Annotated in this window: 21 protein-coding genes; 15 read left to right on the top strand and 6 right to left on the bottom strand. The window is 38.6% G+C overall.

Translation table 11 applies throughout. The features are described from left to right. Nucleotides 1–113: 113 nt before the first annotated feature. The gene (locus RV00_RS09540) at nt 114–461 is read left to right on the top strand and encodes an iron-sulfur cluster biosynthesis family protein (RefSeq protein ID WP_071862372.1); all 348 of its coding nucleotides are present in this window, start codon (nt 114–116) and stop codon (nt 459–461) included. 52 nt (nt 462–513) lie between these two features. On the opposite strand, the gene RV00_RS09535 is transcribed toward RV00_RS09540, so the two are convergent. From RV00_RS09535 to RV00_RS09525, 3 genes are all read right to left on the bottom strand, one after another. Continuing rightward, nucleotides 514–1,731, bottom strand: a complete 1,218-nt coding sequence (locus tag RV00_RS09535) for a hypothetical protein (protein ID WP_071862371.1) — start codon at nt 1,729–1,731, stop codon at nt 514–516. A gap of 112 nt (nt 1,732–1,843) precedes the next feature. Next, nucleotides 1,844–2,464 carry a flavin reductase family protein gene (locus RV00_RS09530; protein ID WP_071862370.1) on the bottom strand — a complete coding sequence of 207 codons (621 nt, stop codon included), beginning with the start codon at nt 2,462–2,464 and terminating at the stop codon, nt 1,844–1,846. Between the two features lie 10 nt (nt 2,465–2,474). Continuing rightward, complete coding sequence (locus RV00_RS09525; RefSeq protein WP_071862369.1) at nt 2,475–3,449, bottom strand: ring-cleaving dioxygenase; 975 nt, start codon at nt 3,447–3,449, stop codon at nt 2,475–2,477. A gap of 122 nt (nt 3,450–3,571) precedes the next feature. Between RV00_RS09525 and RV00_RS09520 the strand changes: the two genes are divergently transcribed. From RV00_RS09520 to RV00_RS09505, 4 genes are all read left to right on the top strand, one after another. After that, a complete protein-coding gene (locus RV00_RS09520) occupies nt 3,572–4,219 on the top strand; it encodes an HAD hydrolase-like protein (protein ID WP_071862368.1) in 648 nt (215 codons plus the stop codon). A gap of 465 nt (nt 4,220–4,684) precedes the next feature. Beyond that, a complete protein-coding gene (locus RV00_RS09515) occupies nt 4,685–5,659 on the top strand; it encodes a glycosyltransferase family 2 protein (protein WP_071862367.1) in 975 nt (324 codons plus the stop codon). Beyond that, nucleotides 5,646–7,871, top strand: coding sequence for a hypothetical protein (locus RV00_RS09510; protein ID WP_071862366.1), 2,226 nt, complete (start codon nt 5,646–5,648; stop codon nt 7,869–7,871). The genes RV00_RS09515 and RV00_RS09510 overlap by 14 nt, the downstream gene beginning before the upstream one ends. A gap of 14 nt (nt 7,872–7,885) precedes the next feature. Continuing rightward, nucleotides 7,886–9,904: a glycosyltransferase family 2 protein gene (locus tag RV00_RS09505; RefSeq protein WP_071862365.1), complete on the top strand. Its 2,019-nt coding sequence runs from the start codon at nt 7,886–7,888 to the stop codon at nt 9,902–9,904. Between the two features lie 191 nt (nt 9,905–10,095). Here RV00_RS09505 and apf read toward each other — a convergent pair whose 3' ends face one another. Then, nucleotides 10,096–10,713: an aggregation-promoting factor gene (gene apf / locus RV00_RS09500; protein WP_071862364.1), complete on the bottom strand. Its 618-nt coding sequence runs from the start codon at nt 10,711–10,713 to the stop codon at nt 10,096–10,098. Between the two features lie 737 nt (nt 10,714–11,450). Between apf and RV00_RS09495 the strand changes: the two genes are divergently transcribed. From RV00_RS09495 to RV00_RS09480, 4 genes are read left to right on the top strand one after another with little or no spacing between them, the layout of a single operon-like run. After that, nucleotides 11,451–12,182, top strand: coding sequence for a GntR family transcriptional regulator (locus tag RV00_RS09495; protein ID WP_071862363.1), 732 nt, complete (start codon nt 11,451–11,453; stop codon nt 12,180–12,182). A 12-nt stretch (nt 12,183–12,194) separates the two neighbouring features. Then, nucleotides 12,195–13,367, top strand: a complete 1,173-nt coding sequence (locus RV00_RS09490; protein ID WP_071862362.1) for an AgaS family sugar isomerase — start codon at nt 12,195–12,197, stop codon at nt 13,365–13,367. A gap of 19 nt (nt 13,368–13,386) precedes the next feature. After that, nucleotides 13,387–14,394 carry a tagatose-bisphosphate aldolase gene (gene lacD, locus RV00_RS09485; protein ID WP_071862361.1) on the top strand — a complete coding sequence of 336 codons (1,008 nt, stop codon included), beginning with the start codon at nt 13,387–13,389 and terminating at the stop codon, nt 14,392–14,394. Nucleotides 14,395–14,404: 10 nt separating this feature from the next. Then, nucleotides 14,405–15,343 carry a hexose kinase gene (locus RV00_RS09480; RefSeq protein ID WP_071862360.1) on the top strand — a complete coding sequence of 313 codons (939 nt, stop codon included), beginning with the start codon at nt 14,405–14,407 and terminating at the stop codon, nt 15,341–15,343. A 19-nt stretch (nt 15,344–15,362) separates the two neighbouring features. Here RV00_RS09480 and RV00_RS09475 read toward each other — a convergent pair whose 3' ends face one another. Further along, nucleotides 15,363–16,073, bottom strand: coding sequence for a GntR family transcriptional regulator (locus RV00_RS09475; RefSeq protein WP_071862359.1), 711 nt, complete (start codon nt 16,071–16,073; stop codon nt 15,363–15,365). A 171-nt stretch (nt 16,074–16,244) separates the two neighbouring features. On the opposite strand from RV00_RS09475, the gene RV00_RS09470 reads away from it, so the two are divergent. From RV00_RS09470 to RV00_RS09450, 5 genes are read left to right on the top strand one after another with little or no spacing between them, the layout of a single operon-like run. Beyond that, on the top strand, nt 16,245–18,023 hold the full coding sequence (locus RV00_RS09470; RefSeq protein WP_071862358.1) for a glycoside hydrolase family 35 protein: 1,779 nt from the start codon (nt 16,245–16,247) through the stop codon (nt 18,021–18,023). 2 nt (nt 18,024–18,025) lie between these two features. Then, nucleotides 18,026–18,505 carry a PTS sugar transporter subunit IIB gene (locus RV00_RS09465; RefSeq protein WP_071862357.1) on the top strand — a complete coding sequence of 160 codons (480 nt, stop codon included), beginning with the start codon at nt 18,026–18,028 and terminating at the stop codon, nt 18,503–18,505. A 12-nt stretch (nt 18,506–18,517) separates the two neighbouring features. After that, nucleotides 18,518–19,414: a PTS mannose/fructose/sorbose/N-acetylgalactosamine transporter subunit IIC gene (locus RV00_RS09460; protein WP_071862356.1), complete on the top strand. Its 897-nt coding sequence runs from the start codon at nt 18,518–18,520 to the stop codon at nt 19,412–19,414. Then, nucleotides 19,401–20,210 (top strand): PTS system mannose/fructose/sorbose family transporter subunit IID, encoded by an 810-nt coding sequence (locus tag RV00_RS09455; RefSeq protein WP_071862355.1) that lies wholly within the window; start codon nt 19,401–19,403, stop codon nt 20,208–20,210. Before RV00_RS09460 ends, RV00_RS09455 begins: the two co-directional genes overlap by 14 nt. 19 nt (nt 20,211–20,229) lie before the next feature. Next, on the top strand, nt 20,230–20,631 hold the full coding sequence (locus tag RV00_RS09450) for a PTS sugar transporter subunit IIA (RefSeq protein WP_071862354.1): 402 nt from the start codon (nt 20,230–20,232) through the stop codon (nt 20,629–20,631). Nucleotides 20,632–20,714: 83 nt separating this feature from the next. Here RV00_RS09450 and RV00_RS09445 read toward each other — a convergent pair whose 3' ends face one another. After that, entirely contained in the window at nt 20,715–21,380 is a 666-nt protein-coding gene (locus RV00_RS09445) for a GntR family transcriptional regulator (RefSeq protein WP_071862384.1), read from the bottom strand. Between the two features lie 193 nt (nt 21,381–21,573). On the opposite strand from RV00_RS09445, the gene RV00_RS09440 reads away from it, so the two are divergent. Further along, a complete protein-coding gene (locus tag RV00_RS09440) occupies nt 21,574–23,208 on the top strand; it encodes a mannitol dehydrogenase family protein (RefSeq protein ID WP_071862353.1) in 1,635 nt (544 codons plus the stop codon). Nucleotides 23,209–23,211 lie beyond the last annotated feature (3 nt).

Raw genomic sequence — 23,211 nt, 5'->3', positions numbered from 1 at the left:
AGACAATCAATTGATTGTCTTTTTTTTGAATAAATTTGTGAAATTACATTTGAGCAAATGGTTATCCTTAATACATGAAAAAATGCTATGCTTGTTTTGAGGAGATGATAGAAATGTATTTAAAAGTAGCGGATGAATTAAAAGATCGTCTTTCAAGTTTCAAAAAAGAAGGCATAGTGGTTCTAGATTTAGATGATGGTGCGGGAAAGTATTCGAAGATGGGCGTTTGTTCTTTAGATACAAGTTTTCGTTTGCTAGTCTTGTCGCAGGATCAAGATCGTTCAGATTATACTTTAGACATCGATAGTGATGTGGGAGAAATTCCTATTAAAGAATATTCTAAAATTTATTTAGATGATCAAATGAGTTTGGAGTATGATGACCGTTTAGCTTTGATTAAACTGAAAAGTCCGAGCGGTGTGATTGACGGTAATGTGCCGATCGTTGACTTACGTAAATAAAAAAATGAAAAGCTTTAGCTTCCTGTTATTCTGGAAGCTAAAGCTTTTTTTTCTAATATAGAATACCGTATGCAAGGTTGAAGATGTTTTCTGGTCCATTGCCTTTTGGATTAATGTTGTCTGTTTGCTTGAGCCATTCTTTGTATTTCTTTTCAGAAGGAATCGCTTTTGCCTCCGGCAGCGGAGTATTTTCAAATTTTTGTTCTAGTAGGGTTAAGGGTGTGGTCTCGCCATTTTCTTCGATTGTTTTTTTCCAGCTATTTGGATCTTGATTCTGTTCTTTTGCCAGTAGATCTAGAAGAATCGCGGAATAACCGCCGATAGCATAGCCTTCAATCGTTGCGCCTGAATCACGGTAAGCAGGATTGTCATCTTTAAGGATCACACTAAGGGCGCGATAGACATCGTCGTCTGTCTTTATCGTATCAGGGTAGCCGGCGTAGAGACTAGCTTTTAATTCATAGTAATAAGCGGTTCCTTCCAAGCGATCACTAAGGAGAGTGGCTTGATAATCTTTTTGATCATTCTTTTGATAGGCTTTGTACGTTGCTAGAGCATCTTTAATGTGAGCCTCACGATTGGGTGGATCGCTGATAGCAAGGGTCAATTGTTGTTGTAATAGCATTCGGGTTCTACGTGCGGTGCTATCATCTAGGCGCTCGTCACGCTCGGTATTGCCGTAAGTGGTCTTTTTCCAAGTCTCTTGTGGGATGGCATGGAAAAGTTCGTGAGCATAGGTAATGAAGGGATCATAGGTACCTAAATGCTCGTAACGTTGGAATGTATAATAGTTGGTCAATGCTGCGGGATCGACGGCTACGACCGCACCAGAGGCACCATCTTTTTTGAGTTGGGCCCAGTCCCCATTAAGTTTCATTTGCCGGCCGCCTAATTTATCTAGTTCATCAGAAGTGATGGTTTTATAACGGCCATCAGGTTCAATCCGATAGATCTTCTTTGTTTTGATATCTTGAGCGATTAATAGTTGATTTGTTTTAGTATTGTTTAGCCACAAGGTTGAAGTCTTTTCATTGTAGGATTTTACTTGCTGAGCTAAGACTTTGATATACTCTTCAGTCGTTTTTGGCTGCTGGCGACTGGCAGCACCAAAAGCAAAATCACCTTCTCCCAACACTGGAATCGTTGCTTCAGCTGTATGTGGCATTTGGAAAAAGACTCGATGGCCAAGAAATACGGCTCCGTATAGAATACCAATCAGCACGATTAATCCAATTATTAGCCGTAGTAAAACCTTTCCTATTTTTTTCAAGTTGGTTCACTCCTTATCTGTTCTGGCTTACTATATCAAAAAATAATTGTTGAAGGTACTTAATTAACTTATAAAAAAAGAAGCGGCGGACCTTCAATAAGTCCGCTGCTTCTTAATTTGGACGCTTGATGTCAACTAAATCAGAAAGATGACTATAAGTATTGCCTGCTAAGCGTGCCAGGGGATTTAATTTTAATGCGTCAATGTATTCTTTTTCCTGATCAAAGAGGCTCTCTGAAAAATGATAATTCAAGACTTCTAAGATAAAAAGATCACTGATGATCTTCTCATCGGTTCCAGTAATAGGGACGTATTGATGCAACCGGACTTCGAAATAAAGCGGCGCCGCTTTAATCGCAGGAACAGAGACGGCTTGGCTATCTATTAATGCCAAGTTTGTTCCAGTTAATTCACTTTCAGTCGATGGCAGTGAAGCGGCAGATTGATTCATCTCATGTAGCAGCTCATCATTGACGATGTGAATGACGCCTTCTTTTTGCTGGAGCAGGTTGGCTGCCGTATCTTTCATTTCAGCACTTTTACGATTGATCGAAAGACTAACTAGCGGCAGATCCTTAGCCACGACATTGAAGTAGCTGAATGGGGCGGCATTGACTATGCCTGTTTCCTCGTTACGAGTAGTAATCCAAGCAATCGGTCTGGGAATGATGCTACCGGTTAAAAATTTATAATTTTGTTTCGTCGTCAATTCATTTGCGGGAAAGAAAAGCATAGTTTCCTCCTTATTGACGTTTATGGTTCGCGTCTGAAGTATCAAAAGGTCGTACATATTCTTCGATTTCTTCACGTTTTGATTGTAGATGTGGCGGTAAGGATAAGATTTCACCTGCATGTTCATAGCTTTCATCTTGCAAGAAACCAGGGCCATCTGTTGCTAGCTCGAATAACACATTTGGTGCTGCTAAGAAATATTCGGATTGGAAATAGAACCGATCAACAAAGCCTGAGCTTGGGAATTCCAAGGCATTGATTTTTTCGATCCAATCACGTAATGCTTCATCATCAGCCACTCGTAAGGCTAAATGGTGAACGTTGCCGTAGCCTTCTTGGGCAGGAATCATATCTGGTTGGTCGTCTACGAGAATCGTTGCGCCATTGCCGCCTTCGCCAACTTCAAATTGATGGAGGCTGCCTTCTTCGGCGGTCTCTTCAAAGCCTAATAGATTTTCTAAAACTAATTTTAGGTGTTCAAATTTTGCGACCGTTACGATGGTTGGCCCTAAGCCGATAATTGCGTGTTCAGCCGGAACATTTGAATTCTTCCAAGGTGTTCCGCCAGCGACACCATGATTTTTTTCATCTGAGACTAATTGGAATAATTGGTCGTCATAATCATGAAATTCTAAGTATTTTTTACCGAAGCGTTCTTTGATCTCGCCATGTTCGACATTCAGGTCAGAGAAGCGTTTAGTCCAATAGTCTAAGGAAGCGTCCGTTGGAACCCGGAAGCCCGTTCGAGAGATGCTGTTGGTTCCTTTAGTCCCTTTAGGAATGTTTGGAAAATCAAAGAACGTCATATCAGTTCCTGGTGCGCCGGCATCATCGGTAAAGTATAAATGATAAGTCTCGATATCGTCTTGGTTGACGGTTTTTTTAATCATACGTAAGCCTAAAATATCAGTAAAGAAGCGATAATTTTTTTCGGCGCTTGAAGTCATAGCTGTCACGTGGTGTAATCCGCGAATTTGTGTGTCCATAATAATTCCTCCTAAGTTCTTACTAAAAGTAAGTTTATCTGATAGTTCGCTTTTCAGCAAGAATTTTGCTTCTGCCACTATTTATAGGTAGAATCAGTAAGAGGATAAATAGGAGGGAAAACATGAAAAAAGTAGTATTGTTTGATCTTGATGGTACATTGACTGATTCCAGTGAAGGAATTTTGAAGAGTATTCGTTATATGCTGACGAAGATGATCCTGCCGATTCCTGATGAAGAGACGCTCCACAGTTTTATTGGGCCGCCGTTACGGGAGACGTTGCATCATTTATATGAATTGACGGATCAGGAAGCCCGCCAAGCAGAAGGCTTCTATCGGGAATACTTTGCAGAGCATGGAATTCAGCAGTTATCTGTTTATGATGGGGTAGCAGAGATGCTGGGGAACCTGTCAAAAGAATATACGTTAGCGGTGGCGACTTCGAAGCCGGAAGTATTTGCTCGCCAGATTATTGAAGGTATTGGCTTAACGAAATATTTTGCGGGTGTTTTTGGGGCCGACTTAATCGGTGAGCGTTCTAAGAAAGTTGACGTGATCACTTATGCTTTGGCTCAGTTGAAGGATTCTGCTGCTGTCATGATTGGGGATCGGAAATTTGATATTCTCGGAGCAAAGGCTAACCAGCTGAGAAGTATTGGCGTATTATATGGTTTTGGTCATTATGAAGAATTAGCTGAAGCTCAGCCAGAAAAAATAGTTAAAACAGTGGAGGAGCTGCCAGCAGCGGTGAGGGAAGTATTGCGAATGTAAAAGTTATTTTGCGATAGTAGCCGTTGCTGTGGTATCAGAGATTCAAACGTTATGACCAAAATATTTATAAAAACTAAAATTGTTCTCAAATAAAAGCAAGAATAGTACCTAGACCAGATACCGACGAGAAAAAACTCGTCGGTATTTTTGTTTTGAAATTTTTTTATAGAGACAATCTATGTATGCGATTATAGTTAGTTTGTAGTTATCAAATAACAAAATATTGATTTTTATTATTTTTAATTGTCGCATTTATTATAATAAAATGGTTTAATTGTTATATACAGTTTGTTAATTAAGATAACATTTCTTATAAAATGATATCCGTTTTATGGAAATATAGTATGAACTATTATTGAACAAATTATTTCAGGATACGATAAAATCCTAAAAATCAAAATAAGGCTTATCGAGGCGGAAAAGGCTATATCGCTGACAAGCTTGTTAATAAAAAGGAGGGAATATATGATCCGTTTAGGAATAGTTTTACCTTGTTACAATGAAGATGAAATCATTATGGATACGTATAGCAAAATTGCTCAATTTATGTCTGGACTGATAGCTAATGATAAAGTTTCAGCAGATAGCTTGATTCTTTTTGTGGATGATGGCAGTAATGACGGCACGTGGGAACTTATTAAGGAATTGATTCAAACTGATAAGCAGGTCCGTGGAATTAAATTTTCAAGAAATTTTGGACAGCAGCGCGCATTATGGGCTGGGGTGACTGCGATTGCCAAAAAGGTGGATGCTGTCGTTACACTGGATGCAGATTTACAAGATGACTATTTAGTCATTGACGAGATGTTAGAAGCTTTTCAGCAAGGATCTGATATTGTTTATGGTGTCAGAAATTGCCGTGATACTGACCATTACTTCAAACGAGTCAGTGCAGAATTATTTTATTACCTTATGAAAAAAATAAATCCACAAATGATAAAGAATCATGCTAACTTTCGTTTAATGAGCAAGCGGACGGCTCTACTCCTTGATGAATATGCAGAAAGTAATTTATATCTAAGAGGGATTATTCCGTTAATTGGTTTTCCAAGTACTAAGGTATTTTATTCTAGAAAAGAACGAGTGGCCGGAAAAACCAAATACTCAATCCATAAAATGATTCATTTGGCTATCGATGGTATCACCTCATTTTCGATTGCGCCAATTCAATGGACGAGAAATATTGGATTGTCGACCTTTTTATTTGGAGTTTTTTACGCGGTCTATATTTTGTTTCAAAAAACATTTAATCATCCGGTTCCCGGTTGGTCTTCATTAGTATTAAGCCTGTGGTTGCTTTGTGGGATTCAATTAATTGGAATATCAGTAATTGGTGAGTACGTTGGAAAAATCTATTATGAAGTAAAACGCCGTCCCAAATATATTATTGAAGAGTCAACGATTGATTTGAATGAGGAAACGATTCGTGAAAATAAATAAGCCGTTAGTTATATACGTACTGTCCTTTTTAGCATTTATTCTTGTGGCGATTGTTTTACAGCCAATCATCCCAACATATAGATTGTTTTGTTCACTATTATTTCAAATTAGCGTAATCGCTTTAATCGTAATTTTCTTCGTAAAAAATAGTCAACCAACAATTCAGAAATTGCGCTTAACTAAAAAAGATTTTTATTTGATAGCCTTGACAATCGGTTTATCGGCCGTCCTTTTGATCGGATTTGTTGCTTCATACCTTGAACAGGAACAAGTTATTAAGGTATACGATTTTTCGAATTACTGGATTAAAGTAATCGAAGGAAGAAAATTGATCTCAGTATCAATACCAGATTATTTGACTCATTTAAGAGCATCTTTAGGAACGGAATATAATGATTTTTTGGCTTTTCCGTTAGTCTTTTTCAGCCAGTTTTTAGGAGTTAGTTTTACAGGTTTTGTTAGTGCGACACTGTTAGCCTATTATCTGCCAACCTGTTTTTTATTGACCATCTATAGCCTAAGCTTGGTCCAAAAAATCAATCCGTTAAAAAGAGATTGGAAAAGTGTAAGTGGGTTATATCTGATCGTCTTATTGATTCCGGTCTTTTTAGCGCCAGTCTTATTAGGTTATGTGGACATTGGTGGGCTATTGTTTGTATTACTACTGCTGATGCTACTCGATGATTGGAATCTCGCTGCCTATACTCAAAAAGATTTTTTGATGATTGCGTTTACGATGTTGCTTCTGTTGATAGCGAGACGCTGGTACGCGATCTATCTCACGGGATTGGTTTTGGCGCTGCTGCTGACAACGGCAAAACAAATCAAAAAAACTCAATTGATCAATACACTTAAAAAAATAATCATTACTTTTATTGTTATCATCATACTAGTATTAATAATTAACCCTCAATTAATCGAAATGTTTATCGGTAAAAATTATGCCGATTTATATAGTGCTTATAAGACTAGTGGAGTGGTAAAAAATATATCTGAAATCATTTTGGCTCTCGGAATGCTTTGGTTTATTCCATTTTTTTGGAGTTTTCCTATTTTTCTTGTTAACAAGCCGACAAGATATGTGACTATTGGTCTTGTAACGACTTTGGTTTTATCTGTGGGAATCTTTCGCTATATTCAAGAAATTGGTTTTCATCACCGCTATTTAGTTGTTCCAACGATCGTCATTTTTATAGTAAGTTTGATTGCTTATTGTTCGGATTGGGTTCGAGCGAAAGCTGGTACAAGTGTCAGCGGTCTTTTCTATTCTTTTGTCTTATTACTGAGTGTTTTTAATTTCTTAGGGAGTTATTCACAGTCATTCGAATATTTCACTACTAGTGTAAGACCATTTTTTTCACAAAACTATCAGTATCCGGTTAAAGAACCAGATTATCAAAATTATCAGGAGATTAATCAAGACTTAAAGAAAATCGTTGGAGCGGATCACTCAAATGTTTATCCGATCGGCGAGGGACAAATTTTTTCATCGGAAAAACTTAAACGAATTGGTCTACCGAAAGAAGTAGATGCTGCTCCTTATTTATTAAATGGAAAAATTGTGGATACAAGAGATGGTTTCCCTTCGCAATTGTTTTATTGTGAGTACATTATCATGGCGGTACCATTTTCTACTGATTTTACTTCGATTCAACAAATCAGTTATCAGCCTTATGAGCTGTTGTTGAAGGATCCGTTGATGAAGGAATACTTTTCGTTGTATAAAACATATCGCTTAAATGGCTCTAAACTGCATCTTTATAAAAAAAAGAAGCCAATCACGCGAGCGCTAGTCGATCACCTTAGCAAAAAGTTACAAGTAGCTTATCCAGACCAGCCTTTTGTTTACCAACCGAATTATTTATTGTCACTCTTGGATGTGCCTGCACGTCAAACCAATTTTGATTATGACGGAACCAAAACATGGTTGTACAAAAGCCCAGATGAACAGCTAACTTTTTCGATCCATGATACGAAGTCCTTTAATCATTTAAAATTGAAAATCTCTGCGGATCAAAATAATTTACGTTTGGTTGTAAGAAATCAAGATAGAGTAATTGCACAATATGGGCTGAAGAAAGCAGAAAACGTTTATCCCATTGACCTAGCGCAGAGTGATCAAGTGTCAATAACAATCGAAAATGTTGGAGGAGTTCCGTCTGAAGGATCACTTTTAACATTAGATACCACGGGAAATAATTTAATGGAATGACATGGGAGGGCTAGATGAAAGAAACAGCGAATAAAATTAAAGAGCTTCAGAAACCAACGATAGTTTTTTTAACGATTATTTATGCGATGATGTATATTTTATGGCGAATTTTTTTTACTTTACCTAAAAATTGGGGGAAATTATCTTTGATTTTAGGAGCCGTCTTGATTGTTTGTGAATTATTAACAATTGTAGAAGCCTTGCTGCATTTTTACAATGCTTACAAGGTATCCGTACCTGAGAAGCCTGAACTAACAGATGATCTATTTCCAGAGGTAGACGTCTTTATCCCAACTCATAGTGAATCGCCTGAATTACTGTTTAAAACAATCAACGCTTGTCAAAAAATGTCTTATCCCAATCAAGCAAAAGTGTCTATTTATTTATGCGATGATGGGAATCGTATAGAGATGGAAGAATTAGCAGAACGGATGGGAATTCGCTATTTTGCTTCAAAAGAAGCCAAGCATGCGAAAGCTGGAAATCTTAATTATGGAATTGAACGTACGAAGGCACCTTATTTAGTTTTTTTTGATTCGGATATGATTCCTACTAGGAATTTTTTAGTAGAGACGATTCCTTATTTTTTCATTCCCAGAATGATTAAAGAAAAAGAACATTGGCGGATCAGAACAACAGATGACGAAGCTTATGAAGGAAAAGAAATTGGTTATCTTCAAACGAGACAAGCCTTTTACAATCCGGATCTATTTCAAAATAATCTATCCTTAAAAGAAGAGATTACAAATGATCAGGATTATTTCCATCGTGAAGTAAATGTTGCTCGAATGAATTTAAATGGGGTGATGTTTGCTGGAACTAATGGCATTTTTTCCCGTAAAGCCTTGTCTGAGGTGGGAGGCTTTTCAACGCATTCCATTACAGAAGATTTAGCCACTAGTATTGAAGTACTGGCGACTCAAAATTACCAAGGCTTGGCGATTGATAAAGAACTTGCCCATGGATTAGCTCCAACAACTGCCAAAGGATTGATTAATCAACGTAAACGCTGGGGCCAAGGGGCTGCGCAAAGCATTGTTCGTTTCGATTTTTTAAAGAAAAAGCTTTCGCTTAAAACAAAATTTGCTTTTTCGATGACCTATATTTATTGGTGGACGTTTCTTCGCCGGCTGGTCTTTATTATGAGTCCAATGGTTGCTGCATTGTTCAAGCTTCATATCGCAGATATTGAATTTTGGGAATTAATAATCATTGTCTTGCCGTGGTTAGCTTTTTATGATTATAGTTTGAAAAAAATGTCTCGACGAAGACAAAATGCGTTTCACTCGGCCTTAACTGATACAGTTTTATTTCCTTATTTGATCATTCCAATGATCACTGCGACACTTAAATTATCCAACAAAACCTTTAAAGTGACGCCAAAAATCATGAATGATAAAAGAAACTCTTCCTTTATCTACGCTTTACCACACATTTTTTTACTATTTTTATCGTTTCTTTCGGCAAGCATCTATGCCCATGATGTTTTTATTGAACATAATTTTAGAGCGATAATTCTACTATGGTGGGTCATTTACAATGGAATTTTACTATTAAATGCAGTTATTTTCTATTATGGAAAGCGAGAATCGGTTGAGGATCAACTGATGAAGATTTCAGTTAACTTGCCACTGTGGATGGACTGTGAGGAACGTCATATTCAGACAGAAAGGATGGGAGAAAGCTATTTAACAATCAAAAATGAAGGCCGTTTACCGGATAACCTAAGGCTAGAGATCGATAATGGCGAGCGGAAATTCCTGATCGAAATTGAAAAAAGCGACATGCAAATCAATAATGAGGTTGTCTTATTTGAAATTGCTAACTTAAATGAAGAAGATCGGCGTGATTATTTTGATTTTCTATACAACCGGCCAACCACTTTGCCACAAAAAAACTCAATCAGTTTAATTAAAGACCTAAGAATTATTGCTCTAATAATAGTAACTTTTACTGTGAGTAAAATAAATAAGGTAGTCACTCAATTTGCGGTACTGTTTAACCAGAAAAAAGGAATGTCTGGCGAGCAGTAATTATCGGAAATTGAGATTTAGATATGAAAAAATGAAATACAGTAGTTTAAATATTTCTGACTACAACGAGCTAATCGCTGTGTAGGCGGTTTAGACTCTTCAATCGAGTTAGATTAATTTTTCAAGGTAATAAAAAAAAGCTCCTAGTTGGAATCAAATCCAACTGGGAGCTTTTTATAATTGGCTTCGACTTAGTACCAGCCGTTTGCTTGCCAGAATGCTTGAGCGCCTTCCCATGAACCATAACGAGAAGAAACATATTGATCAGCTACACGTTCTTGGTTAGCTGCTGAGTAATCACCATTTAAGTATGAAGAAGATAATTGGTAACGTCCGATGTATTGGCCGTTTGTTGCTGTGTAAGAACCGCTAGATTCGCGTTGTGCGATCCATTCTTTTGCAGAGTTCGTGCTTGCTGGAGTTGAAGCTTCAGCGGCAGGAGCAGCGGCTTGTTGTGTTTGTTGTACTGGAGCTGTTTCTTGAATAGGTGCTGCTTCTTGGACAGGAGCTTGAGCTGCTGCAGGAGCTGCTTGTTCTTGAACAGGAGCAACTGTAGTGTTGCCTTTTGCATCTGTATCAATCGTTAAGTTTTGACCTTCAAAGATCATGTCAACGTTTGAAATGTTGTTTTCTTTCGCAATTGAATTAACTAAGCTGTTGTCGCCAGCAAATTTCATTGAGATTTTTGATAACGTATCACCTGATTGAACAGTGTAGTTTTCTGCGGCGTGTGCATCGTTCGTTCCTAGTGCGAATACTGCACCGGCTGTAAGTAAAGTCGTAAGTACAAGAGTTTTTCCAAATTTCATTATGTAAATTCCTCCAAAAAAGTTTTTGATGTAAATCAGTCATTTCGACTACGAGACATACTTTACCATCGTTTTTCCTTGCGTAGGTTATAAACCAGTAACAATACGTTACAGTGTAATGTATGAATGTAACAAAACTTCGTTAAAACCGTGCTTTTGAAATACTTAATCTCTTTTAAGAAGGAATTAAAAGAGTGGATTGATAGGGATTAGAGCCGCTTTTTGTGCCCGCTTTTTTTGAAAGCGGTTCGCAAAATTGCAATCTTGTAATGGTGTTGTAAAGATCCAGAAAATTGGATCGAAGAAAAACCGCAAAAAACAGCTGTAATTGATTAAGAAAAAGTAAACAGGTCGCTGTTGATCATCCTTTTTTAAAGGAAAAATTGCTCTATATGAGGAAGGAAAAATTTGGACTGCCTGAAAACAGGTAAGATTTTAGTTAATTGGAGGCGTTGGACTGGTTTGGCTATCTAGTTGCAGCAGCCAAAATATGGAAAGGATTCAATAAAAGGTAAAAAATCAGAACTGGTATTAGATTTTTGTTAGTGAAAACTGATTTTTTTGCTATGTAGGATTGAATCGTGACATCGCATAGTTAACTTGCTTTAATTAAGCGTTGATATATCAAGGTTTGCTATCAATTCATGATTTTAATTTTTATTCTTGTTGACAAATTAGAAAAGACCACCTTAGTATTGGTCTATGGTTATAACCAGTTGCGAAAGTAGGAGAATCCCATGGAAAATTCTTTTAAAAGCAAAGCTTTGTATTATCAGTTGGTTGATTTGTTGCAGGAACGGATCGAAAAGCAAATGATTCCACACGACAAGCTGCCCTCTGAACGTGAGCTGACTGCCCAATATGGAGTGAGCCGGACGACGGTCCGCTTGGCTCTGCAGGAATTAGAAAGCGGCGGCTACATTTATCGGCGGCATGGTAAAGGAACCTTTGTCTCTGATATCCAGAAAAAAGCGGCGGATATTGCGGGTGCTTATAGTTTCACCGAACAGATGAAAAGTTTGGGAAGACATCCTGATACACGTATTTTATCCTTTGAACAAATCGAGGCCGATAAGTTTATCGCAAAACATTTGAACCTTTCATTAGGCGAAGCTATTTATAAGTTAAGTCGGTTGCGTTCAGCGGATCGTGAACCGTTGATGATCGAAGATACCTATTTACCGGTCAAGCTTTTTATGACTTTAGATGACAAATTATTGCGGAGTAAACCATTGTATGATCTTTTTTCTGAGGATTTCAATCAAACCGTACGTTTAGCTGATGAAGAATTATACGCAAGTATCGCTTCAAAAGAAGATGCTAAACAGCTGATGATCAATGAAGGGGCACCCGTTCTGCACCTTGCACGGCAAACTTACAATATGAAAAATGAAATTATTGAATTTACATTAAGCGTTGCTCGAGCGGATCAGTTTCATTACCAGATTCGCCATATTCGAAATAGTTAGGAGAGTTGTCACATGTTTACCCTTGAAAAAGAAACACTAGAACAAATGGGTGCTGAAATTACGACCCGTGAGATTCGTCAACAACCTGAGCTTTGGGAAGAAACGATTACGCTCTTTCAAAATTCTTCAAAAGAACTGCAAGCTTTCTTAGCGGAAGTCAAAAAACAAGCAAATGGTCAACGAACTCGTGTGGTCTTTACTGGTGCAGGCACCTCGCAATATGTTGGGGACACGGTCGTTCCATATTTACGCAAGCATGGAGCACTGAAAGATTTTAGTTTTGAAAGTATTGGTACGACGGATATCGTGGCTGCACCAGAAGAATATCTGATTAAAGAGGAACCAACCTTGCTCGTTTCCTTTGCCCGCAGCGGAAATAGTCCGGAAAGCTTAGCAGCAGTTGCGATTGCTGATCAAGTTGTGGACACGATTCACCACTTGGCAATCACCTGCGCGGAAGAAGGAAAATTGGCGCAAATCACTCAAAAAGCAGAAAATGGCTTCCTATTATTAATGCCGAAACGTTCTAATGATGATGGCTTTGCTATGACCGGCAGCTTTTCTTGCATGACCTTAGGAACATTATTAACTTTTGACCAAGCGGCGATCGAAGAAAAACAAGACTATGTACAGGCTTTAAGCAGCTTAGGTAAAGAAGTGATTGCTAGAGAAACGGAGCTTCAAAAAATCGTAGAACTTGATTTTGAACGAATTGTTTATGTTGGATCAGGTAGTTTAGCCGGATTAACCAGAGAAGCACAGTTGAAAATCTTAGAGCTGACCGCTGGAAAGATTGCGACGGTGTTTGACTCATCAATGGGCTTCCGACATGGGCCAAAATCATTTATTAATGAAAAAACAGTGATGTTCGGTTTTGTGAACAATGCTGTCTATACCCGTGATTATGATTTGGATGTCTTAGAGGAAGTTCGCGGAGATGAAATCGCTTCCGGTGTGTTTGCGATTACTCAACCTGGAGAAAGAAACTTTTCTGGCGACAAATTCGAGTTTGAAACTGAAACCACTTTATTACCGGATGGTTATTTAGCGCTAGCGTATATCATGGTGGCACAAACGGTCGCATTGTTAACTTCAGTCAAAGTCGCAAATAAACCAGATACACCGTCACCAACAGGAACAGTCAATCGCGTCGTAAAAGGCGTAATCATTCATGAATATAAGTAGTCAATTGGGAGGAAGAACCATGCATACAATTACACCAGGTAAAAAGGCAGCGATGGACCGCCTATCTACTAAGGACGGGGTTATCAGTGCGTTAGCCATTGATCAACGAGGGGCTTTGAAAAAAATGATTCATGCGCTGGGAACAGAACCAACGACTGAACACATCGAAGGTTTCAAAAAATTAGTTTCTAGCGAATTAACGCCTTATGCCTCATCTATTTTATTAGATCCTGAATATGGATTGCCAGCCGCAAAATCACGCCATGAAGATGCGGGCTTACTTTTAGCCTATGAAAAAACGGGTTACGATGCGACAACGCCGGGACGTTTGCCAGATTTGTTGGCGGATTGGTCTGTTCTACGTTTGAAGGAACAAGGCGCGGATGCGATTAAATTCCTGCTTTACTACGATGTAGATGAAGATCCAGAAATCAATCATCAAAAACATGTTTTCACTGAACGGTTAGGTAGCGAATGTGCAGAGGAAGATTTGCCGTTTTATTTAGAACTAGTTTCTTATGATGCTCAAATCGCGGATGCTAACTCCTTGGAATATGCCAAAGTCAAACCGCATAAAGTCAATGAAATGATGAAGGAATTTTCAAAACCACAATACAAAGTGGACGTTTTGAAAGTGGAAGTTCCGGTTAATATGAATTTTGTCGAAGGCTTTGGGACAGCAGAAGTTGCCTACACGAAAGAGGAAGCTGCGAAGTATTTCTTAGAACAAAGTCAAGCCACTGATTTGCCTTTCATCTTCTTGAGTGCAGGCGTCTCTACCCAGCTATTCCAAGAAACATTAGTGTTTGCCAATGAAGCCGGTTCAACTTTTAACGGTGTCTTATGCGGACGCGCAACGTGGAAAAATGGCGTGAAACCTTTCGTAGAAGCTGGGGAAACAGCAGCAAGAGAATGGCTGAAAACTGAAGGACGCGAAAATATCGAAAGCTTAAATAAAGTAGTCAACCAAACCGCCAGCTCTTGGTATAAGAAGGTTCAAGTGGCAGAAACAGCAATGACCAAGTAGGAGTGAGGGAATGATAGTAACAGTGACGATGAATCCGTCGATTGATATCTCTTATCCTTTGGATACATTAAGGCTGGACACCGTTAATCGAACGGATCAAGTGACGAAAACCGCTGGCGGAAAAGGCTTGAATGTGACCCGAGTGATCCATGATCTTGGTGGCGATGTATTAGCTACCGGCGTGCTTGGCGGCTTTCATGGTGCCTTTATCGCGGATCAATTAAGACAGGCAGGTATCAAACAAGAATTTACAGCGATCAAAGAAGAGACCAGGGATTCAATCGCGATTTTACATGAAGGGAATCAGACGGAGATTCTAGAAGCGGGTCCGACGGTTTCAGAAGAAGAGACAGCGCTCTTTTTAAAAAAATTCCAAGAGTTAGTTCAAAGAGCTACGGTCGTGACTCTTTCAGGTAGTCTCGCTAAGGGCTTTCCAAGTAATTTTTATCAACAGCTGATCGAGATAGCAAAAACGCAAAACGCCAAAGTGCTCCTTGACACTTCCGGGGAAAGTTTGAAGCAAGTCTTAAAAGGAAAAACTAAACCCTATTTGATCAAGCCTAATTTGGAAGAATTAGAAGGGTTATTAGGAAAGGAATTTTCTTTAAAAGACCTCTCAGCTATTAAGGAGGCACTCCTTGCGCCGATCTTCACAGAAATCGAATGGATTGTGGTGTCGTTAGGAAAAGCAGGTGCGTTAGCGAAGCATCGAGAGAGTTTTTATCGAATTGAGATTCCTACAATCGAGGTAGTTAATCCTGTCGGTTCCGGTGATTCGACGATTGCCGGCTTTGCATATGCCTTAGCTGAAGGCCTGGAAACAGAAGATCAATTGAAGCTGTGTATGGCAACAGGAATGGCAAATGCACAAGAACGTAGAACTGGACATGTGGATCCAGCAAAGGTACAGACACATTTCAAAAAAATTGCCGTAAAAAAGATCGAGTAAGCACTCGATCTTCAACTAGTTAAGTATTTTTTGAAACTAATTCGATTTTGTAAAAATTCCATTTTTTGTAGGTCTCAACATATTCCAATACTTGCTGTGTATCTTTTCGTTTAGTCACACGAATTTGAAAAACCGTTGGTTCAGCGGTAGAAATTTGTAATTTTTCCGCCTCGACTGCCGGCGTAGGGAACTTGATTTCATTTGTTTCTGTGAAGTCTTCTTCATTCATATGGATATTATAATCCTGTTTGAAGCGTTGATAGATGGAATTATAATAGCTCAAGTCAGGATAATTTGAATTTACGTATTGTTCGGGCAAATAGGTACGATGGTAAATGTATGGAATCTTTTCCGTTGTTCGTAGTCGTTCAATACAGTAATAAAAGGCGGTATCTGAAAGCTCTAGTTTGCTTAAAATAGTTGGGTCATTGCCTCTTATAATCGATAAGACTTCCACTTGATCATGGCTGATGGGAAATAATTCGATATCCGAAAATTCAACGAGCTTTCCTTTGCGTGCCCGCGAGACAAAAGAACCACGGCCTTGATGGCGCACTAAAAAGCCAGCTTTGACTAAATCGTTTAGCGCGCGGATAACTGTGATCGAACTGACGTTAAACATCTCGGTCAATTCTGCTTCGGTATAAAATTTATCGCCATTTTCAAATTTACCAGAAATGATTTGCTGTTTTAATTCGTCCTTAATGATTTGATATTTTGGGATTGCCATAGTATTCCTCCAATTAATGGATAGGGACTAAAATTTTCATTAGAATCTTTTGAGTACCCGCTACTCCTTGATTTTAACACATTGTGTGGGAATAGAAACAGTTGACATTCGATTCAAGTTAATTTAATATATTAATATATTAAAAACGCTTTCAATGAAAGGGGCGAGCTTTTGAATACATTTGAAATAAAAGAGGATTTTCTATTGAATGGAGAGCCCTTTAAGATTATGTCAGGCGCGATTCACTATTTTCGAGTGGATCCAAACGATTGGTACCATTCACTTTATAATTTAAAGGCTTTGGGTTTTAACACTGTTGAAACCTATGTGCCGTGGAATTTACACGAGCCGCAAAAAAATGAGTTTCATTTTGAAGGAATATTAGATTTAGAACGATTTCTTTCGATTGCTCAAGAGCTAGGGTTATATGCAATTGTTCGACCTTCGCCTTACATCTGTGCCGAATGGGAATTTGGCGGGTTTCCAGCTTGGTTGTTAACTGAGTCGCAGCGTCTTCGTTCGAATGAAAACGCTTATTTGAACCATGTGGCAGATTACTATGATGTGTTGATGAAGAAAATTGTTCCTCACCAGCTGTCTAATGGCGGAAATATTTTAATGATTCAAATTGAAAATGAGTATGGCTCTTATGGGGAAGACAAGGATTATCTACGTTCGATCCGGGATCTGATGCTAGAAAGAGGGATCACTACTCCGTTCTTTACCTCAGATGGTCCGTGGCGGGCGACTTTGAGAGCCGGCAGTATGATCGACGAAGATATTTTAGTGACTGGTAATTTTGGTTCTAAGGCGAAGGAAAACTTTGAATCTATGCAAAATTTCTTTGATGAACATGACAAAAAGTGGCCCTTGATGTGTATGGAATTTTGGGACGGCTGGTTCAATCGTTGGAAAGAACCCATCATTCAGCGGGATCCACAAGAATTAGCTGAAGCAGTGAGTGAAGTTTTAACTCGTGGCAGTATTAATTTATACATGTTTCATGGGGGAACCAATTTTGGTTTCATGAATGGCAGCTCGGCTCGTGGTGTGATTGATTTACCACAGATTACGTCTTATGACTACGGAGCTCCACTAAATGAGCAAGGAAATCCGACTGAGAAATATTTTGCGATTCAAAAGATGATCCACGTAAAATTTCCTGAGATTCAACAAATGGAACCGTTAATCAAGCAAAACATCGAAAAGAAAAATATTCCATTAAACAACCAAGTCAGTTTATTTGCGACATTGGAAACGATTAGTCAGCCGATTCGATCAAAAAATACGCAGTCGATGGAAGCATTAGGCCAAAATACAGGTTATCTGCTTTATCGCACGACGATCGAAAGGGATGCAGAAGAAGAACGTTTGCGGGTGATTGACGGGCGAGATCGCAGTCAACTATTTGTCAATCAGGAATTAAAAGCGACGCAATATCAAACCGAAATTGGCAAAGATATTAAGGTTCCAATGCCTCAAACTGAAAATCAAATAGACATCTTGATTGAAAACATGGGTCGAGTAAATTACGGTCATAAATTATTCGCAGATACCCAAAGAAAAGGTATTCGGACTGGGGTCATGGCAGACTTACATTTTATTAATAATTGGGAGCAGTATTGCTTGCTTCTCGATACAGTTGAGGATGTTGACTTCTCAAAAGAATGGCAAGCAAATCAACCAAGCTTTTATCGTTATGAAGTTACGCTGGATGAGCTTGGGGATTGTTTTATTGATTTATCAAAATTTGGCAAGGGTGTCGTTTTTGTCAACCAGACCAATATTGGCCGTTTTTGGGAAGTCGGTCCAACGCTGTCACTTTATATACCAAAAGGTTTATTGACTGTTGGCGTAAATGAGATTGTGATCTTCGAGACGGAAGGAACGTACCAGCCTGAAATTAGTTTATTAAAAGAACCACTATATAAAGAAATGAAAGAGGGATAAACATGAGCATTATCGGAGTAAGAATTGACGGACGTTTGATCCACGGACAAGTAGCCAATCTGTGGACGACAAAACTAAATATTTCTCGCATCATGGTTGTTGATGACGAGGTGGCTCAAAGCGATATCGAAAAAAGCGGCTTAAAGTTAGCTACACCAGCTGGCGTAAAGCTAAGCGTTTTGCCAATTGAAAAAGCAGCGAATAATATTTTGGCTGGAAAATACGATTCACAACGGTTATTGATCGTCGTTCGCAGACCAGATCGTTTATTAAAGTTAGTAGAATTAGGAGTACCAATCGAAGAAATCAACGTTGGGAATATGTCTCAGACAGACGAAACACGATCAATTACAAAATCAATCAATGTCGTTGATCAAGACGTCGAAGTCTTCAAGGAGTTGAATAATAAAGGGGTACATCTAATTGCACAAATGGTTCCAAGTGATAAAGCGGAAGACTTCATGAGTCTTTTAGCAAAATAGGGGGATAAACAAATGGATATCTTATGGTGGCAGATCTTATTATTAACATTATATGCAGGGTATCAAATTTTAGATGAGTTACAGATTTATTCTTCATTAAGTGCACCCGTTTTTGCCGGATTATTTGCCGGAATCGTCATGGGTGACTTGAAAGCCGGACTTATTATTGGTGGTAGTATGCAATTAACCGTCTTAGGTGTTGGGACATTTGGTGGTGCGTCGAAAATTGATGCTAACTCAGGAACAATTTTAGCGACAGCCTTTTCCGTTGCGCTAGGGATGAACCCTGAACAAGCAATCGCAGCGATCGCGGTGCCAGTTGCCAGCTTGATGATTCAATTAGATATTTTAGCTCGTTTTGCTAATACGTATTTTGCACATCGAATCGATAAATTAGTCGAAGATATGAATTACAAAGGGATTGAACGTAATTTCTTGATGGGTGCTCTTCCTTGGTCGTTATCTCGGATGACACCAGTCTTTCTAGCATTAGCCTTTGGTGGCGGCTTAGTTGAAAAAGTCGTAGCTGTCCTGAATGGGGATTTAAAATGGTTAGGTGATGGATTATCTGTCGCAGGTGCTGTTTTACCAGCAGTCGGGTTTGCAATTTTATTACGTTACTTGCCAGTCAAAAAACATTTCCCATATTTGATTTTAGGATTCACACTAACCGCCTTATTAGGAACAGTCTTTACGAATATGCAAGTATTAGGTACAGGAGTAGCTGGAGTCGTGAAACATTTTGACGGTGTCTTCAATTCATTGCCAATGTTGGCAGTTGCCTTGATTGGATTTGCTTTGGCAGCAATCAGTTATAAGAATGGTCAAATGATTCCAAATGCGCCATCACCAAAACAGGCGGATGATTCCAATGATTCAGAAGGAGAGATCGAAGATGACGAAATCTAATTATAAGTTGACGAAAGAAGACTTTAAACAAATTAATCGTAGAAGCTTGTTTACTTTCCAATTAGGCTGGAACTATGAACGGATGCAAGGTTCTGGTTATCTGTATACTATTTTGCCGCAATTAAGAAAAATTTATGGCGATGATACACCTGAATTAAAAGAAGTAATGAAAACCCATACACAATTCTTCAATACCTCAAACTTTTTCAATACAATCATTACCGGGATTGATTTGGCTATTGAAGAAAAAGAAGGAATCGGCGGGAAACAAACGGTTTCTGGGTTGAAAGCCGGTTTGATGGGTCCCTTCGCAGCGATTGGTGATTCAATTTTTGCGGCATTGATTCCAACGATTTTTGGAGCTTTAGCTGCCAATATGGCGATCAACGGAAATCCAACCGGGATCTTTATTTGGATCATTGCCCAAATCGCTGTCATGATTTTCCGTTGGAAACAGTTGGAATTTGCTTATCGCGAAGGAATTTCTTTAGTAACGACGATGCAGCACCGTTTAACTGCTTTGACTGACGCCGCTACTTTGCTTGGGGTCTTCATGGTTGGTGCTTTAGTCGCAACGATGATCAACGTAAAATTCTCATGGGCACCAAGTATTGGGGACGTTACCTTAAATATGCAAAACAACTTAGACATGATCTTGCCGCGCTTATTACCAGCCGGTATTGTTGGGGCAGTTTATTGGATGTTAGGTAAAAAGAACATGACATCAACAAAAGCGATCTTTATCGTATTGGTTGTCTGTGTCGCCTTATCTGCTTTAGGCGTAATCTCTAAATAACTCAGATGGAGGAAGATAGATGAGTAAGGCATTAGTTTTAGTTAGTCATGGTCTCTTTTGTGAAGAATTAAAAAAGAGTACCGAAATGATCATGGGACCGCAGGAAAATATCCATACGGTTGGGTTACTTCCATCTGAATCGGCTGAGGATTTTCGGGCAAAATTTGAAGCAACAATTGAACAGCTAGAAGATTTTGTGGTACTGGCAGACTTAATGGGAGGGACTCCTTGTAATGTCGTTTCTCGACTGATTTTAGAAGGACGAGAGATTGAACTTTACGCAGGGATGAATATGCCAATGGTGATTGATTTTATTAATAGTCAATTGATCGGTACGGAATTATCCTTAGTAGAATCCGCTCAAAGTAATATTTGTCACGTCAATGAACGAATCAATAATGTAGACGATGAAGATGAATAACGAATAATCAAAAAAGGGGCCAGAAATTTTTCTGGCTCCTTTTTCATGCTTGTAGTAAGATTTTTTGGATAATTATCAAAAAATCAACGTTTTCTAAAATAATCAGGATAATGGCTCACAACAGCCTCTTGTTCATTTAGCATCATATGTAAGTGAAGTGAGGTTAAGAAACTAGCTTCTTCAGTATTTTTTGAAATTAAGGCTTCAAATAACTGATAATGTTGTTCCATAATGGTTTCCCATCTTAGCCCTTTAATGGTAACTCGTAACCAGCGGAAACGTTCTAAATGAGTATTGTTATGGTCTAGCCAATTCCAAATTTCTTTACGGTCAGCAATCTCAAAGCATGCTTCGTGAAATAAATTATCCACATGGAAAAATGTCCGTTCATCCTTTTGGTGAACGGCTTTTTCTTGTTCCTCCAAAATAGTTTGAAGTATTTTTTTAGTTTGATCAGTCATTTTGGCACAACACTCAACCATGATTTGGCGTTCAAGTTGTTCTCTCACAAAACGAGCATTTTGGGCAGAAGTTAAATCTATTTGAGAAACATAGGTCCCACTTTGGGGGATCGTATAGACTAATTCTTGCTGTCTTAATTGGATAAGGGATTCGCGGATCGGCGTTCGGCCAATATTGAACATCCCTTCAAGCCCCTTTTCAGATATCTTTTTTCCAGGTTCTAAATCAGAATAGATGATTTTTTTCCGAATCGATTGATAGGCCTGAGATTGTAAACTGTTCTCAATCATAGTTGTCTCCTTCATGAGTTGTTGAAGCAAGTATAACAAAAAAAAGCGTCTTAATCTAATATATTAGTATCGAGCTGTTTTTTTCTATTTATTCGTGAAAACGGATAAATTTTTACTTGACAATAGGTGGTATGGGATATAGAATGCAATTGTCAAGGAAAACTAATATATTAGTTTAGGAGGATTTCTAATGATCAGTATTAAAAACTGGCAAGCTTCAATAGAAGAGCTAAAGGAAACAAAGGTTGAAATACCACACTTCAACGTTGAAGAATTAAAAGATCAAGGCAAAAAAGCCCCAGTTTGGATTCATTTTGGTGGTGGGAACTTATATCGCGGGTTTCACGCGGAACTTGCACAACGCTTGGCGAATCAAAATGAGCTGGCTTCTGGCGTGATTGTTTGTGAAACATTCGACAATCAAGTGGTGGAAAAAGCTTACCACGAGTTCAATAATAATATTTTAGAGGTTGTAATGTCTGAGGATGGAACATTGGATCAACGTATTTTGGCGGCAACTGCGGATAGTTTTTATTGCAATCCAAGTGACGCCCAAAGTTATGAACAAGTGATTCGTTATTTTGAAAATCCTACATTACAATTCACAACCTTTACGATTACAGAAAAAGGATATGGCTTAACGGATACAACTGGTGGCTTCACAGGAATTATTCAATCGGACATCAACAATGGTCCAGAAAAACCAACCCATACAATGAGTATTGTAGCTGGACTTTTATATAAGCGGTATCTTGCAGGTGAACTGCCAATCGCAATGGTATCAACAGATAATTTTTCGCAAAATGGCCAACGTTTCCAAGATAGTATTTTGACGATTGCCAATGCTTGGTTGGAAAAAGGCCATGTAGAAAGCGGATTTATTGATTATCTGAGTGATTCAAAAAAGGTTTCTTTCCCTTGGAGTATGATTGATCGGATTACTCCTAACCCTTCGGAACGAGTAAAAGAAATATTAGAGAAACTTGGATTTTCAGATATGGAGATTATTCATACGGATAAAGGAACCAATATCGCGCCTTTTGCCAATACCGAGGTTGTTCACTATTTAGTAATGGAAGACCAATTTCCGAATGGACGGCCAGCACTAGAAAAAGCCGGTGTCATTTTGACGGACCGAGAAACAGTCGATAAAGCAGATGTGATGAAAGTAACGACCTGCCTAAATCCATTGCATACAGCATTGGCAGTTACAGGCTGCTTGTTAGGCTATACATCGATCGCTGCTGAAATGCAAGATGAAGATTTGGTTGGCTTAATTAAACAGATTGGTTACGTTGAAGGATTACCAGTAGTAGAAAATCCGGGAATTATCGATCCAAAACAATTTATCGATGAAGTTATCAACAAACGATTGCCGAATCCTAATATACCAGATGCGCCGCAACGGATTGCTAGTGATACTTCTCAAAAGGTAGCGATCCGTTTTGGAGAAACGATCAAGAAATATGTCTCAGCTAACGATAGAGAAGTGGCAGAATTAACTTTTATTCCATTAGCAATTGCGGCTTGGTTACGGTATTTAATGGCGATTGATGATGAAGGAAATGAATTTAATCCTAGTCCCGATCCATTGTTAGAAGAGCTCCAAGCACAGCTCGCTGGCATACACTTAGGTGAACAAAATGAGGCTGTGATTCATCAAGCGGTGGAAGCTATTTTAAAAAATCAGCTAATCTTTGGTTCAGATCTTTATCAAGTTGGACTTGGTGAGAAAATTGAAAAGTTAATGAAAGAAATGCTAGTAGGGACTGGAGCAGTTCGTGATACGCTCCACAGCTACGTTAGTAAAGTTGGAGGAAAATAGAAA

Origin of the sequence: Enterococcus devriesei (assembly GCF_001885905.1) — a bacterium.
GTDB classification, from domain to species: Bacteria; Bacillota; Bacilli; order Lactobacillales; family Enterococcaceae; genus Enterococcus_A; species Enterococcus_A devriesei.
The sequence above is the reverse complement of the archived record's forward strand: the minus strand, read 5'-3'. Positions and strand labels throughout refer to the sequence as shown.